This window comes from Nisaea sp. (assembly GCF_040217065.1).
Lineage (GTDB): Bacteria > Pseudomonadota > Alphaproteobacteria > Thalassobaculales > Thalassobaculaceae > Nisaea.
Genome location: NZ_JAVJNX010000011.1, coordinates 547,564 through 562,556, shown reverse-complemented (window position 1 = coordinate 562,556; position 14,993 = coordinate 547,564). Strand labels below are relative to the sequence as shown.

The 14,993-nt window shown below is 63.9% G+C and carries 14 protein-coding genes; 11 read left to right on the top strand and 3 right to left on the bottom strand.

All coding sequences use genetic code 11. The annotated features are described in order from the left end of the window. Positions 1–15: 15 nt before the first annotated feature. The gene (locus RH950_RS20880; RefSeq protein WP_350059685.1) at positions 16–717 is read right to left on the bottom strand and encodes a GntR family transcriptional regulator; all 702 of its coding nucleotides are present in this window, start codon (positions 715–717) and stop codon (positions 16–18) included. Between the two features lie 140 nt (positions 718–857). Between RH950_RS20880 and RH950_RS20875 the strand changes: the two genes are divergently transcribed. The 8 genes from RH950_RS20875 to RH950_RS20840 all read left to right on the top strand — a co-directional run bounded on the left by RH950_RS20875 (position 858) and on the right by RH950_RS20840 (position 10,560). Beyond that, the gene (locus RH950_RS20875; protein ID WP_350059684.1) at positions 858–2,558 is read left to right on the top strand and encodes a thiamine pyrophosphate-binding protein; all 1,701 of its coding nucleotides are present in this window, start codon (positions 858–860) and stop codon (positions 2,556–2,558) included. 2 nt (positions 2,559–2,560) lie between these two features. Next, positions 2,561–3,700, top strand: a complete 1,140-nt coding sequence (locus tag RH950_RS20870) for an enolase C-terminal domain-like protein (protein WP_350059683.1) — start codon at positions 2,561–2,563, stop codon at positions 3,698–3,700. Further along, the gene (locus RH950_RS20865) at positions 3,697–4,950 is read left to right on the top strand and encodes an NAD(P)/FAD-dependent oxidoreductase (RefSeq protein WP_350059682.1); all 1,254 of its coding nucleotides are present in this window, start codon (positions 3,697–3,699) and stop codon (positions 4,948–4,950) included. The genes RH950_RS20870 and RH950_RS20865 overlap by 4 nt, the downstream gene beginning before the upstream one ends. Before the next feature lie 45 nt (positions 4,951–4,995). After that, on the top strand, positions 4,996–5,973 hold the full coding sequence (locus RH950_RS20860) for a TRAP transporter substrate-binding protein (RefSeq protein WP_350059681.1): 978 nt from the start codon (positions 4,996–4,998) through the stop codon (positions 5,971–5,973). Between the two features lie 112 nt (positions 5,974–6,085). After that, positions 6,086–6,616 (top strand): TRAP transporter small permease, encoded by a 531-nt coding sequence (locus tag RH950_RS20855; protein ID WP_350059680.1) that lies wholly within the window; start codon positions 6,086–6,088, stop codon positions 6,614–6,616. A gap of 5 nt (positions 6,617–6,621) precedes the next feature. Next, the gene (locus RH950_RS20850) at positions 6,622–7,932 is read left to right on the top strand and encodes a TRAP transporter large permease (protein ID WP_350059679.1); all 1,311 of its coding nucleotides are present in this window, start codon (positions 6,622–6,624) and stop codon (positions 7,930–7,932) included. Between the two features lie 228 nt (positions 7,933–8,160). After that, positions 8,161–9,288, top strand: coding sequence for a flagellin N-terminal helical domain-containing protein (locus tag RH950_RS20845; RefSeq protein WP_350059678.1), 1,128 nt, complete (start codon positions 8,161–8,163; stop codon positions 9,286–9,288). A gap of 93 nt (positions 9,289–9,381) precedes the next feature. Further along, on the top strand, positions 9,382–10,560 hold the full coding sequence (locus tag RH950_RS20840) for an acyl-CoA dehydrogenase family protein (protein WP_350059677.1): 1,179 nt from the start codon (positions 9,382–9,384) through the stop codon (positions 10,558–10,560). A gap of 11 nt (positions 10,561–10,571) precedes the next feature. Here RH950_RS20840 and RH950_RS20835 read toward each other — a convergent pair whose 3' ends face one another. Both RH950_RS20835 and RH950_RS20830 read right to left on the bottom strand, forming a co-directional pair. Continuing rightward, positions 10,572–11,363, bottom strand: coding sequence for a DODA-type extradiol aromatic ring-opening family dioxygenase (locus RH950_RS20835; protein WP_350059676.1), 792 nt, complete (start codon positions 11,361–11,363; stop codon positions 10,572–10,574). 4 nt (positions 11,364–11,367) lie between these two features. Further along, positions 11,368–11,805: a DoxX family protein gene (locus RH950_RS20830; RefSeq protein ID WP_350059675.1), complete on the bottom strand. Its 438-nt coding sequence runs from the start codon at positions 11,803–11,805 to the stop codon at positions 11,368–11,370. Between the two features lie 126 nt (positions 11,806–11,931). Between RH950_RS20830 and RH950_RS20825 the strand changes: the two genes are divergently transcribed. The 3 genes from RH950_RS20825 (at position 11,932) to phnC (ending at position 14,937) form a co-directional block, all read left to right on the top strand. Further along, the gene (locus tag RH950_RS20825; RefSeq protein WP_350059674.1) at positions 11,932–12,837 is read left to right on the top strand and encodes a LysR family transcriptional regulator; all 906 of its coding nucleotides are present in this window, start codon (positions 11,932–11,934) and stop codon (positions 12,835–12,837) included. Positions 12,838–12,962: 125 nt separating this feature from the next. Beyond that, on the top strand, positions 12,963–13,883 hold the full coding sequence (locus RH950_RS20820; RefSeq protein ID WP_350059673.1) for a phosphate/phosphite/phosphonate ABC transporter substrate-binding protein: 921 nt from the start codon (positions 12,963–12,965) through the stop codon (positions 13,881–13,883). Positions 13,884–14,079: 196 nt separating this feature from the next. Then, on the top strand, positions 14,080–14,937 hold the full coding sequence (gene phnC / locus RH950_RS20815) for a phosphonate ABC transporter ATP-binding protein (RefSeq protein ID WP_350059672.1): 858 nt from the start codon (positions 14,080–14,082) through the stop codon (positions 14,935–14,937). Positions 14,938–14,993: the final 56 nt, after the last annotated feature.

Below are 14,993 nucleotides of genomic sequence, written 5' to 3'. Positions count from 1 at the left end.
CCGGTCTCCTGATCTTCAATCTTCCTGGGGTTCGAACAGCCGGTCGAACAGCTCTTCCGGGCCGGCCATGTAGATATTCGAGAAGCTTTCCTTCACCGAGGCGACGATCTGGTCCATCCGGCGGCGGATATGCTTGCCGAGGATCCAGGCGGCCCGGTCCGCGTCGCGGGCCAGCAGGGCCTCCATGATTGCCTTGTGCTCGCCCTTGGTCTCCTTCACCCGGCTGGCCATGTCGAGCCAGCGGATAAAGCGGATCCGCTGGTTGATCTGCCCGAGATGGCGGGCGAGTTCGTGGTTGCCGGAGAGTTCGGCGATGGCGACATGGAACGCCTCGTCCCGCTCGGTCATCTCGCGCACGGTCTTGCCCGCATAGATCAGGCCGTTGGCGTGAAGATCGTTGCTCAGGGCCTTCAGGTCCGCATCGCTGGCGCTCTCGCAGGCCTTGCGGACGGCGGCCAGCTCGAGGATCTCGCGCAGCTCGTACAGCTCATAGACCGAGCGCGCATCCAGCTCCCGGCAGAAGAAGCCAAGTCCGGGTTTGAAATCGATCAGTTGTTCCGTGACGAGACGGTTCAGCGCCTCGCGCAGAGGGGTCCGGCTGACGGACAGTTCGCGCGAAATCCCGATCTCGTTAATCCGCTCTCCCGGCCGGAACTGGAAATTCACCGCCCGTTCCTTCAGCCGCATGTAGGCCTCTTCGACCCGGCCTTCACTCATGGTGTTTCATCCGAACAGTTTCTTGCCGATGCGCCTTGACTCCGGCGCCGCCCTTTTACAACATGCAGGCCTGTATACAGTACTGTGTTCAAGCAATCTCCACCAGCGCATTCCGCGCGCCACCCGAGGAAAGTGATACAATGGATAAGTCGATGGGCAACCGGATGACCGGCGCGGAAGCCATGGTCCGTATGCTTGAAGCCCATGGTGTGAAGCACATATTCGGGCTCTGCGGCGACACCACGCTGCCCTTCTATGACGCGATGGCCCGGCTCGATCACGGGATCAAGCACATCCTGACCCGCGATGAGCGTCATGCCGGCTATATGGCCGACGCCTATGCCCGCGTGACCGGCCGTCCCGGTGTCTGCGAGGGGCCGTCCGGCGGCGGGGCGACCTATATTCTTCCCGGCGTGGTCGAAGCAAATGAGAGCTCGGTGCCGATCATGGCGATCACCACCGACGTCTCGACGACGGCGCGGGGACGCTATCCGCTGACAGAGCTAGACCAGGTCGCGATGTTCCGGCCGCTGACCAAGTGGAACACCTCGCTGGACGACGCTTCGCGTCTGCCGGCGATGATGCGCACCGCCTTCCGGGCGATGACGACGGGCCGTCCGGGTGCCGTTCATCTGGCGCTGCCGTTCGATACCCAGAAGGGCGCCGTGGAGGATGCGGAGATCTGGGCCGACCCGGGGCACCGGACCTATCCGGCGGAACCGTCCGGCCCGGACATGGCGGCGGTGAAGGAAGCAGCTAGGATTCTGGCCGGTGCGAAATCCGCCGTGGCCGTCTGCGGCGGCGGACCGGTGATCGCCGGGGCGACCGAAGCCCTTGGCCGGCTGGCTGCACTGCTCGATCTGCCGGTCGCCACAAGCGTTTCCGGCCAGGGCGCCATTGCGGAGACCGATCCGAACGCGGTCGGCGTTGTCGGCTCCAATGGCGGCGTGCCGAGCGCGCGGGCGGTGACGGACGAGGCGGATGTGATCCTTTTCATCGGTTGCCGGGCCGGGTCCGTGACCACGGAACGCTGGCGCTCGCCCGCCCAGGACAAGACCATCATCCATATCGACAGCGACCCGATGGTGATCGGTGCCAACTACAACACCGCCGTTTCCATTGTTTCTGACGCGCGGCTGGCGCTCGAGGCGCTGAACGTGGAAGTCGAGGCGATCGCCGATCGCACCATGCAGAGCGGCAAGGCCCGTGCCGCGTTGGCCTGGGAAGGCAAGCTGAAGAATTTCCTGCCCCTGGCGACGACGTCGGAGCGGCCGATCCGGCCGGAACGGGTGATCGCGGACCTGATGGACCTGCTGGATGACGATGCCACAATCGTTGCCGATCCGGGCACGCCATGCCCGTATTTCTCGGCGCATTACCGCTGGCCCCGGGCCGGCCGGCATTTCATCACCAACCGGGCGCACGGTGCACTCGGCTATTCGCTTGCCGCCGCGATGGGGGCCTATATCGGCCGCCCGTCCTCCCAGACCCTCGCGGTCATGGGCGACGGCTCCTTCAACTTCTGCTGCGGCGAGTTCGAGACCATCGTGCGCGAGAAAATGCCGATCAAGAGCATCGTCTTTTCCAACTCTGTCTTCGGCTGGATCAAGGCCGGGCAGGATTCAGGTTTTGGCAAGCGCTTCTACAATGTCGATTTCAGCCGCACGAACCATGCCGCCGTCGCCGAGGCATTCGGCGTGAAGTCCTGGACGGTGGAGGACCCGGCGGAATTCAGATCGGTGATGAAGCAGGCGCTGGAGCATGACGGGCCGACCCTGGTCGACGTTATCTCCCAGCCGCTGCACGAAGCCGCGGCACCGGTCTCGGAATGGATTGCCTGATCATGTTCCGCGCGGACGAAAAGATCACCGGTCTCGACCTCTGGCATCTCGCCTTGCCGGTGGTCTCCCGCCGCGACCACGGCATCGGCTCGGTGGATCATGCAATCGAGATCGTCGTTGTCCGGCTGACCTCGGAAAGCGGCGCGGTCGGTTATGGCGAGGCTTCGCCCTGGTCCGTCTTCACCGGCTCTCCCGAAGCCAGCTACGCCGCGCTCGACCGCTATATCCGTCCGCATGTGGTCGGCAAAAGGGTCGGCGACATCGCGGCGATCATGGAGGTCGCGGCCAAGGCGGTGGCCCATTGCACGGAAGCGAAGGCGGCGCTCGAAAGCGCGCTGCTCGATCTTAACGGGCGGATCGCGGGCGTGCCGGTCTGGGCGCTGCTCGGCGGCAAGGCGCGGGACACGATCCCGCTCTCCGTCTCGCTTGCGGATCCCGATTTCGAGGCGGATCTCCGGCTGGTTGAGCGGCTGGTGGGGGACGGTGTCGGGATCGTCAAGCTGAAGGCCGGCTTCAAGGACCACGCGTTCGACATCATGCGGCTGGAGAAGCTGCGTTCCGACTGGCCAAATCTGGACATCCGTGTCGATTTCAACCAGGGGCTCGCGATTGAGGGCGCTATCGCTAAAGTCTGTGATGTCGCCACCTTCGAGCCGACCTTCATCGAGCAGCCGGTGGCCTATCACCATTTCGACCTGATGGCCGAGATCCGCGCCGCCATCGACGTGCCGCTGCTGGCCGACGAGAGCGTCTTCGGCCCGGAGGACATGAGCCGGGCCGTTGCCGAAGGGATCTGCGACGGGGTTTCCATCAAGATCATGAAAGCCGGTGGATTGCGCCGGGGGCAGACGGTCGCCCGCATGGCGGCGGCGTCCGGATTGTCGGCCTATGGCGGCGATATGTTCGAGAGCGGTATCGCCCATCTGGCCGGCGCGCACATGATCGCGGCGACGCCGGAAATCCGGCTCGGCTGCGAGTTCTATCACGCGCAATATTACCTGAAGGAGGACATCCTCACCGAAGCATTCCCCAACCAGGGCGGCGTTGTCACAATTCCGGACACGCCCGGTCTCGGAATACTTCCGGATCATGAAAAGCTGGCGCACTATGCGGTCAGATCGACCGTGGGGGCGGGCAGGTGAGCGATAGGAAGAAACATGTGATTGTGGTCGGTGCCGGGATCGTCGGCGTCTCGACCGCGATCTGGCTGCAGCGCGACGGCCACCAGGTCACCCTGGTGGACCGGGAAGGACCGGCAGCCGGCACGAGTTACGGCAATGCCGGGCTCCTGGCCTCCGGCTCCATCGTTCCGGTCACCGGGCCGGGGCTGCTCGGCAAGGCGCCGAAGATGCTGTTCAACCCGGACCAGCCGCTGTTCCTGCGCTGGTCCTACCTGCCGAAACTGCTGCCCTGGCTGGTCAGATATCTGAGCCATGCGAACGCGGCGGATACCAGGCGGATCGCCAGTGCCCTGCACGACATTATCGGCGACAGCGTGGCCGACCATCAGGCGCTGGCCGCCGGCACCGGCGCGGAGCAGTGGATAAAGCCGCAGGAATACATGGTCGCCTATAACGACCGGGCGCATTTCGAGGGCGATGCCTTCGCCTGGTCGATCAGGCGGGATCACGGTGTCCGGTTCGAGGAGTTGGAAGGCGCCGCGCTGCTTGAGCAGGAAACGGCCCTGAGCGCCGACATCAGGTTCGGCGTCCGGGTGCTGGATCACGGCCGGATTTCCGATCCCGGCGCCTATGTGAAGGCGCTCGCGGCCCATGTCGTGGCCGAGGGCGGCAAGCTGGTGCAGGCCGAGGTGACCGATATCGTCCGGGAGGGTGGCGCGGCGACCGGCGTGCGCGCCGGCGGCGAGACGATCGCGGGAGATGCCGTCGTGGTCGCCATGGGCGCCTGGTCCGGCAAACTGTCGAAAATGCTCGGGCTGAATATTCCGCTTGAATCCGAGCGCGGCTATCATCTTGAATTCTGGGAGCCGTCGGTGATGCCGAAGACGCCGATCATGGTTGCGTCCGGCAAGTTCGTGCTGACCCCGATGGAAGGCCGCCTCCGGGCGGCCGGTGTGGTCGAGTTCGGCGGTCTCGAGGCAGGGCCGTCCAAGGCGCCGTTTGCGCTGTTGCGCCGTGCGGTGCGCAAGGCGATGCCGGATCTGACGTTCACCGAAGAGACCGAATGGATGGGGCACCGGCCGGCAACGACGGACTCGATCCCGGTCATCGGGGAAGTTCCGGGCACCAAGGGGGCTTTCCTCGGCTATGGGCACCAGCATGTCGGCCTGACGGGTGGGCCGAAAACCGGGCGGATTCTTGCCCAACTGATCGGCGGCAAAAAGCCGAACATGGACTTGACGCGTTACTCGCCCTCACGCTTCGCCGGCTGAGGGGAGTATGACTGGCCGAACAGGGCCAAAAATGGGAGACTTGAAATGAAGAAACTAACAACTGCAATTGCCGCCGCGGCGTTCGCGGTTGCCGGTTCTGCCGGTGCCATGGCCGAAAAGTGGGATATGCCGATGGCATATTCCGGCTCCAACTTCCACTCCGCCACCGGCGCCGAATTCGCCAAATGCGTGACCACCGGTACCGGCGGCGGCATCGAGATCGTGACGCATCCGTCCGGCTCCCTCTTCAAGGGCAACGACATCAAGCGTGCCGTCCAGACCGGCCAGGCGCCGATCGGCGAACGGCTGCTGTCCGCGCACCAGAACGAGAACCCGCTTTTCGGTTTTGACTCGATCCCGTTCCTGGCCACGTCGTTCGACGATGCGGCCAAGCTCTGGAAAGCGGCGAAGCCGACCCTTGAAAAGGTCCTGATGGAGCAGAATCTGGTTCTGCTCTATGCCGTTCCGTGGCCGCCGCAGGGGCTCTACTTCAAGAAGGAAGTGAACTCCGTTGCCGACATGAAGGGCATCAAGTTCCGGTCCTATAACAGTGCCACCGCACGGCTGGCAGAGCTGACCGGCATGCTGCCGGTGCAGATCGAGGCGGCCGAGATCAGCCAGGCCTTCGCCACCGGCGTTGCCGACTCCATGATCTCTTCCGGCGCGACCGGCTATGACCGCAAGGTCTGGGAGAGCCTGACCCACTTCTACGAAGTCGATGCCTGGCTGCCGCGCAACTATGTGATGGTGAACGGCGATGCCTGGAACGGTCTCGACGATGCCAAGAAGGGCGTCCTGCGCGGCTGTGCAGAGCTGGCCGAATATGCCGGTACCTGGCGTGCGGTCGAATACACCCAGTTCACCATGAACGGCCTGAAGGCCGGCGGCATGACCGTCGGACCGGCAAATGACGGCCTCAAGGCCGAGCTGCGGGCGATCGGCGAGACCATGACCAACGAATGGCTGGAATCGGCCGGTGCCGAAGGCAAGGCCATCGTCGACGCCTTCAAGGCGATGCAGTAACTCCTCACACGCGACCGGGGGCGGCGTGACGCCGCCCCCGGTCTGTTCTCAGATCTGACGCCCCGTTCCGGCCCGTCCGGCCCGGGATCGTGTCGCCTCCCGAGGAGATCTCATGGTTTTTCTGGCAAAACTCAGAGCTGGGCTGGACCGGCTTTATCTCGCCGCCGGCGCGCTCGGCGCCTTGTTCCTGATCGCCATCCTGAGCCTGATCGTGCTGCAGATGCTGGCGCGCTGGACCGGTGAGGTGTTTCCGGGGGCCGCGGAATATGTCGGCTATTGCATGGCCGCCGCCTCGTTCTTCGCCTTCGCCCACACCCTGCAGCGTGGCGCCCATATCCGGGTCTCGATGCTGCTGAATGTGGTCCCCGCCGGTATGCGCCGGGCAATGGAGATCTGGTGCTTCGCCATCGGCACGGCGCTCGGCTGGTACTTCGTCTGGTATGCGGTGAAATTCGTCTACTGGTCCTGGAAGTTCAAGGATATCAGCCAGGGACAGGACATGACCCTGCTCTGGATGCCGCAGACCGGGATGGTCATCGGCGCGGTCATCCTGGCGATCTCCCTGACCGATTTTCTCATTCACATGGTCTTTACCGGCCGTCACCGGATCGTGCACGAGACGGTCGAATCCCACGCGGAGTAGGGCATATGGAAGATATCGGAATCATTGCCCTGTTCCTGTTCGTCCTGTTCCTGCTGCTGGGATCGGGCGTCTGGATCGGGCTGGCCCTGCTCGGCGTCGCCTTTGTCGGCATGGAGCTGTTCACCACGCGCCCGGTGGGCGACGTCATGATCACCACCGTCTGGACCCATTCCTCGTCCTGGACGCTGGCCGCCCTGCCGCTGTTCATCTGGATGGGCGAGGTGCTGTACCGGACGCGCCTGTCGGAAGACATGTTCAAGGGGCTGGCGCCCTGGCTGGCGAAACTGCCCGGCGGACTGATCCACACAAATATCGTCGGTTGCACCGTCTTCGCGGCGGTGTCCGGCTCCTCGGCGGCCACGCTGACGACGGTCGGCAAGATGTCGATCCCGGAGCTGCGCAAGCGGAACTATCCGGAGAAGGTGGTGATCGGGACGCTGGCCGGGGCGGCGACGCTCGGCCTGATGATCCCGCCCTCGCTGACCCTGATCGTCTATGGCGTGACCATCAACGAGTCGATCACCAAGCTGTTCATTGCCGGCATCGTTCCGGGCATCGTTCTGGCGGCCATGTTCATGGCCTATGTCGCGATCTATTCGAAAGTCTCGAAGGACTATCACCCGGACGAGGAACCGGACATGAGCTTTGCCGACAAGGTAAAGAACTCGCGCTTCCTGATCCCGGTCTTCTGCCTGATCGCGGTGGTCATCGGCTCGATGTATCTCGGTTTCGCCACGGCGACCGAGGCGGCGGCGTTCGGCGTCATCGGCGCGCTCATCCTGGCGGCGAGCCAGGGCTCGCTGAGCTGGAAGACCTTCCTGGAAAGCCTGATGGGGGCGACCAGAACCTCGGCCATGATCGCGCTGATCCTTGCCGGCGCGTCCTTCCTGTCCCTGGCGATGGGCTTCACCGGCCTGCCGCGTGGGCTTGCCAACCTGATCGCCGACATGAATCTCAGCCGGTTCGAGCTGTTGATGGCGCTGCTGGTCTTCTACATCGTGCTCGGCTGCTTCCTTGACGGCATCTCCTCGGTGGTGCTGACCATGGCGGTGGTGGAGCCGATGATCCGGCAGGCCGGCATCGACCTTCTCTGGTTCGGCATCTTCATCGTCGTGGTGGTCGAGATGGCGCAGATCACGCCGCCGATCGGCTTCAACCTGTTCGTCCTGCAGGGCATGACCCGGCACGAGATGGGCTTCATCGCCCGCTGCGCGATTCCGATGTTCATGATCATGGTGCTGATGGTGTTCGTGCTGATCTGGTTCCCGGAAATCGCCACCTGGCTGCCGGACAACATGCGGCAGGGGCCGGGGTGATCCGGTGAGATATTGGGCGAAAGAAAGGCGGCCTCCGGGCCGCCTTTTTTTGGTCCTCTCCCGATCACTGAGAGTGGTCAAGAACTGCAATTTTCGGTGACTCTGTAGGAGGGTTTTTTGCGCACGAAACCGCTATTTATTGACATTTAACAAAATATATATAAAAATCCACTTAAATACAGAAGCAAAACGCTTCTGCTCCAATTCTCGCACATAGAAAGTGTTGCGATGTTGACCTTACGGACCAATGCGACAGCAAATGTCGCGGTCAGAAATCACGGAAGCGCCCAGCGCACGCTCGACCTCTATGCAAAACGGGTCGGGACCGGATTGCGCGTTGCCGGCGCGCTCGAGGATGCCTCCAATTTCTCCATTGCCCAGGGAGTGCGCACCGAGGTGCGAGCCTGGCAGGCGGTCAACCAAGGGCTCGGCAATGTGTCCGGCGCGGTCAAGGTCGCCGTGGCCGGTGCGACCAACATCTCCGATCTGCTCGGGACACTGAAAGGCAAGTTCGTTGATTATTTCGCGGTCGATGCCGCGCGCCAGCCGATCGTCGAGGCGGACATCAACGCCATCCTCGACCAGATCGATCTGATGGCGAACGGCTCGAGCATCAACGGCACCAACTTCATCAATACCGATCAGGCCGACCTGGTATTTACCCCACCGGCGGACCAGGGAACGGTCTTTTCCTTCAATGGCGCTGGCAGCAACACCCATGCGCTTGGCACGCAGCCGGGCCTGCTGCAGGTGGATTATACCGCCACAGGCACGGGCGGCGGGCAAATCAGACTCATTTATAACGGAACGACCGTCGATTCCGATGCGGTGAACCCGCCAAACACAGCCGGCAGCCTGACCTTCCAATATGATGCGAGCGGCCCGGCGAATTTTACCGTCCAGAAGACAGGGTCACCGAATGTCGATACCGACTACACCTTCACCCTGACGCCGACCGGTCAGAGCGGGACCCAGGGTGAATTCGAGGTTTTGAAGGGACTGAACGGGGAAGTCGTCGATATCCAGTTCCGTTCCCTGCTCGCCGCCGATATCGGGCTGCGCCCGCCGCAACTGAACAACATCACCTCGGCCCTCGGACAGATCGATGCGGCCGAACGCGAGATCGGCAATGCCCTTGGATATTACGGCTCGAAATCGCGTGAGATTGACCAGGCCCGGGACATCGCTCAGGAATTCGTCGATGCGCATTTGGAAGGTTTGGGCAACATCGTGGACGCGGACTTGGGGCGTGACAGTGCCGAGCTGACGGCTGCCCAGGTGCGCGAAAACCTCGCCATCCAGAGTGTCTCCCTGGCCGCCAGATCGAACGAGGTGGTGCTCAGCCTGTTCCGCTAGCACGCCGCTCGCTGGACGCGCTCGGAGAACTGATTATTCTGCCTACCCAAGCACGCCGCCGCGAGGGCGGTCCGGGAAGGAAGAACAAGAGCCATGGAATTTTCGACGCCGCTGCATATCGCCGACCTGGCGGATAAGACCCGCCGATTTATCGCCGAGAAAGTGATCCCGTTCGAGAGCGACCCGCGCTGGACCGGGCACGGTCCGACGGAGGACTTGCGCACGGAGCTGACGGATCTTGGCAAGGCGTCCGGGCTGTTCGCTCCGCATGCGCCGAAGGAATTCGGTGGCCTCGGCCTCGGGCATCTGGAGCGGGCCTTCGTCTTCGAGGAAGCGGGCTATTCCCTGCTCGGCCCGACAGCCCTGCATTGTGGCGCCCCGGACGAGGGCAACACGCATTTGCTCGATGTCGCGGCCAGCCCGGCGCAGCGGGAGCAGTTCCTTGCCCCGCTGGCGAAGGGCGCGCGCTCCTGCTTCGCGATGACCGAGCCGGACGGCGCAGGCGCCGATCCCTCGCTGCTCGCCACCACGGCGAAGGTGGACGGCAACGGCTATGTGGTCAACGGACGGAAATGGTTCATCACCGGAGCCGAGGGTGCCGACTTCGTCATCATCATGGCGAAGATCGAGGGCGGCCCTGCGGACGGCGGGGCGACCATGTTCATCGTGCCGAGCGACCGGGCGGGTATCCATCTGGAAAAGCAGATGGACACGCTGGACAGCTCCTTCGCCGGCGGGCACTGGGAAATGCGCTTCGAGGATCTCAAGGTCGATCAGGACGATATTTTGGGTGAGCCCGGCGGCGGCTTCAGGCAGGCCCAGGTCCGGCTCGCCCCGGCACGGCTTACCCACTGCATGCGCTGGCTCGGTTCCGCCCGGCGGGCGCACGATACGGCGCTGGACTATGCGAACCGCCGGGAAGTTTTCGGCCAGAAACTGGGCAGGCATGAGGGTGTCGGCTTCATGCTGGCGGATAACGAGATGGATATCCGCACCGCGCGGCTGTCCCTGATGCAGGCGGCCTGGCTGCTCGATCAGGGTGACAACGCGGCGGAGGAAAGCTCCATGGCCAAGGTGCAGTGCTCCGAGGCGATCTGGCGCATCGTCGATAACGCGGTGCAGATCCTCGGCGGTGCCGGCACCAGCGCCCACCTGCCGGTGGAGCGGATCTTCCGCGAGGTACGCGGCTTCCGGATCTATGACGGCCCGTCCGAGGTGCATCGCTGGTCGCTCGCCCGCAAGGCCCTGAAGCGGGCCGCCGGGCGAGCGTAGGTCCGATGTGTCTAGGCGGCGGCTAGTTCGCCGCCGAAGGCATAGGCGGACATGCTGATGGAGCCGTGGCTGAAGCTGCAATGCAGCTTCGTGCCGCGCTCCGGCATTCCGGCACCTGCCGCCACGTAGAACGGCAGGAAATGTTCCGGCGTCGGGTGGGCCCGGCGGCCGGTCTCCGGATCGTCCGGGAACCGCAGCAGGCTGTCCCAGTCCGCACATTCGACCGCAAGGGACACCCAGTCGTCGAAAGCCGTAGCCCAGGCCGGGGGCGGCGCGCCCTCGGGGCCGAGTTCCCGCAGATTGTGGGTGACCGAGCCGGAGCCGACGATGAGCACATCCCGGTCGCGCAGCGGAGCGAGTGCACGGCCGATCTCGAAATGCTGCCGCGCCGTGCCGCCCCGCACCAGCGAGAGTTGCACGACGGGGATATCGGCCTCCGGATAGACAAGCGAGAGCGGAGCCCAAGTGCCGTGATCGTATCCGCGGTCCGGGTCCTTTGCGGCCGCGATCCCCTGATCTGTCAGAAGCGCATCGACCCAGTCGACCAGGTCCGATGCGGTCCGGGCCGGATACCGGATGCGATAGAGCGCGTCCGGAAAGCCGGCGAAGTCATGCACGGTTTCGGGAGCCTCGGCCGTGGTCAGCGTCGGCTGTGCCGCTTCCCAGTGGGCCGAGACGATGAGGATCGCCGCCGGGCGCCCGACCCGGCTGCCCAGCGTCCCGAGGAAATCCTTCGAGACGTGGTTGCTGAGCAGCAGGTCGGGGGCGCCGTGCGGCAGGAAGAGGCTGGGCAGGCTTGTCATGGATCTAGCTCTGCCGGGCGAAGCTGTCGGGCGTCAGGGACAGGATCTTCGGCGTGCGGACCGCGTAGGCGCCGTCACCGAGCAGGGCCTGGACCACGAGGGTAGCCGCCCAGAATGCCGGGAATTCCCAGCCGCCGTTCGGGTTGGTGTAGAGCCAGCCATTCGCGCCATGCACCATGAACACGGCACCGAGCAGGATCGGCAGAGTGGCGATGGAGACCAGCCGGGTGGCAAAACCGGCGATCAGTGCGATACCGCCGCCGACTTCGGCAAGGATCGTCAGATAGGCGAAGATGGCGGGCAGGCCGAGGCTGCCGAAAAAGCCGACGGTGCCGGCCGGGGTGAAGACGAAGAGCTTCAGGGCGCCATGGGCGAGGAAGAGCACGCCGAGGGAGATGCGGAGGATAAGCGCGGCATAAGGCGCGGTGTTCTGGTTGGTCATCGGATCGTCCTTTCGTCTGGAGAAAAGGGCGGCACACCGCGCCGCCTGTCCGACTTAGTTAATTGCACTCATTATAAACCAGAAGATCCTCATTGATTGAATGAATATAAACGATATGTTGTTAATATGGATTCCATAGAGCAGATGCGGATGTTCTCCGCCGTAGCCGCGACAACATCCTTTTCAAAGGCCGCCGAGCGGCTTGGCACCAGCGCCCAGAATGTCAGCAAGAATATCCGCGCGCTCGAAGACACGCTTGGCGTGCTGCTGCTGCACCGGACGACGCGGGTCGTCACGCTGACGGAGAGCGGCCGGGCCTATCTGCCCCGTTGCAACCGGGTGATAGAGGATTTCGACGAGCTGCGCTCGGTCATGCGGGACGAGGGGGCCGCCCCCAGTGGCAATCTTGTTGTGACCGCCCCCGTTCTTTTCGGCGAAATGTATCTGATGACGGTGGTCGGGAAGTATCTGGCCGCCAATCCCGGCGTGACGGTCGATCTCAGGCTGAGCGACCGGTATATGTCGCTGATCGACGAGGGGGTCGATCTGTCGCTGCGTATCGGCGTGCTTCAGGATTCCGGACTGATCGCGAAGCGTCTGGGCGAGATCCGCCTGATCGCCTGCGCGGCGCCATCCTATCTCGACATGGCCGGGCGCCCCGCGCACCCGGCTGAGCTCGTGTCCCATCGCTGTATCTTCGACACCAATCGCCGGGGTCCGGTGCAGTGGACGTTTCGCGACGGCGGCGAAGATCTCACGGTGGCCGTCCGCTCGCGTGTCCGGGTGAACAGCGCTCCGGCTGTCCGGACCCTGCTGCTGTCCGGCGAGGGGATCGGAATCGTGCCGAGCTACGTGGTCGCGGACGATCTGCGCAGCGGGCGTCTCGAGGCTGTGCTGGAGCCGTTCGAGGAACGCGGCCTGCCGGTCTCCCTGCTCTATCTCGCCAACCGCCACCTGTCCCGGAAGGTCCGGTCCTTCATTGGCTTCATCGAGGCCGAAATCGCGGCCACGGAAGACTGGAACGCGGTCTGACGCGCCAATCCACCGGGCGTCATCAAACGGTCAAGCTCCTGGTCTAGAGTGCATCGAAAGGCTGGATGGAATCCGCATGCCGGGATCGGCAGGCGGCTGGCTTCGGAACGAAAATGGATAGAGCGATGAGACAGGCATTTGCGCGTGCAGTGATTGCGGCGACATGCATTGCCGCTTTTGCCGGATTTCTGTTCCCGGCGCCGGCAACGGGGGCGGATGTTCTCCGGATCGGCGTTCTTGGCGGCAAGGCCACCTCCGACGATTTTGCCGCGCAGAAATGCCTGGCCCACGATCTTGCGGAAAGCCTGGCGGCGCCGGTACAGATCCTGGCCCTGCCATCCGGCGACGGTCTGAGGCAGGCCCTGATCGCCGATGCGGTCGATCTGGCTGTCCTCTCTGCCCGGGCCTACGGCGCGCTCTCGCGGACGAAGCCGGGGGCGGTGCAGCCGGTGTTGGCCATGCGCGGCCGAGGCGGGTCCAAAGGATATCGCGCGGTTGCGCTCACCCGGCCGGATGCGGACATCGACGCACTGGAAAAGCTGAAAGGCAAAAACATCGGATTCGCTGACCGGCGCTCCTTGCCGGGCTATTTTGTGCCCTCCGTCGCGCTCGCGCGCGCGGGGCTGAATATTGAACGGGATCTGACGTCGGTCCGCGTCGGCGGTGGCTATAACGCCATATTCACCGCGCTGGAAAGTGGCGCAATCGATGTAGCACTGACATGGCGCACCGATGCCGGCTCCGCTTCTGCCCCAGGCGCCGGGCCATTGCAGCGCTTTCTGGTTACCTCGCATGCGCAATTTACCGAATTCTGGCACTCGCCGCTGATACCGAACGGCCCGGTGGTTCTGCGCACGGCGCTCCCCGAAAACATCAAGCAGATCGTGACCGACCGGATCGCCTCTCTCGGCGAGACAGCGCCGGACTGCCTTGCAATGGCTCTCGGCTTGCCCGTTACCGGCACCTTTGCCGTCACCCACGCGGACTACGAAACCTTCATCGCCGCTGATCAAAAACGCCTCTCCCTGTCGGTCGCCAGAAACTGATCCGACCCTGCCAAGGCGCAGCTTCATGAAACTGAAGCAAAAGCGTCACCAGAACGACCCGCACGATTGATACCAACGCTGCAGTCGGATCTCGCGCGGTGTGATTTCTCCAGCCGTGTTGTCCGGGTTGCCAGTCACGACTGTGACCGGTTGGCGGCCGTTGCAGCGCCGCATGGCGCGAGGCTTAGGGGTGGGCATGATCGAGTTCAAAAACGTTACCAAGGCTTTCGGCACCATGGTCGCGGTCGATTCCGTGACCTTCACGGTGGACAAGCCGCAGATGATCGGCGTCATCGGCCGCTCCGGCGCCGGGAAGTCGACCTTCCTGCGGCTGTTCAACCGCCTCACCAATGCCAGTTCCGGACAGATTTTCGTCGAGGGCACCGATGTGCTCAATCTGAAAGGCAACGCAAAGCGGCGTTGGCAGAAGGACTGCGCGATGATCTTCCAGCAGTTCAATCTGGTCCCGCGCCTTGATGTCGTCACCAACGTGATGCTCGGCCGGCTGAACCAGCAGGGCACGCTGCGCTCCATGTTCAAGATTTTCTCCCAGCGCGATATCGACGATGCGCTGGCGGCGCTCGACCGTCTCGGCCTGGCCGAGCGGGCCCTGCAGCGGGTGGAGACCATGTCCGGCGGGCAGCAGCAGCGCGTGGCCATCGCCCGCGGCCTGATGCAGCAGCCGAAAATCATTCTCGCCGATGAGCCGATTGCCTCGCTCGATCCGTTGAGCGCCGAGGTGGTCATGGGCTCGCTCCGGGAAATCCATGACCGGGACGGCATTACCGTGATGTGCAACCTGCACACGCTCGATACCGCGCGCAGCTATTGCGACCGGGTCATCGGCATGCGCCAGGGCCGTGTGGTGTTCGACGGCACGGCCGACGAACTCACCCCGGAAGCGGCGCGCGAGATCTACGGGGCCGACGAAGCCCTGAACGAGGCGGTGACCTCGACTAGCATTTCGGCCGGCGCTTCGGCGCGGGCCAAATCCAATCCCTCAGTGCCGGGCCAGGGGGCCGGGGTTGCTGAGGCGAATGCGGCCACGGCCTGAATGCGGCTACCGCCGATGTTCCGTGGCAGCAGTTCCAACCCAGGGAGTAGTTAGGG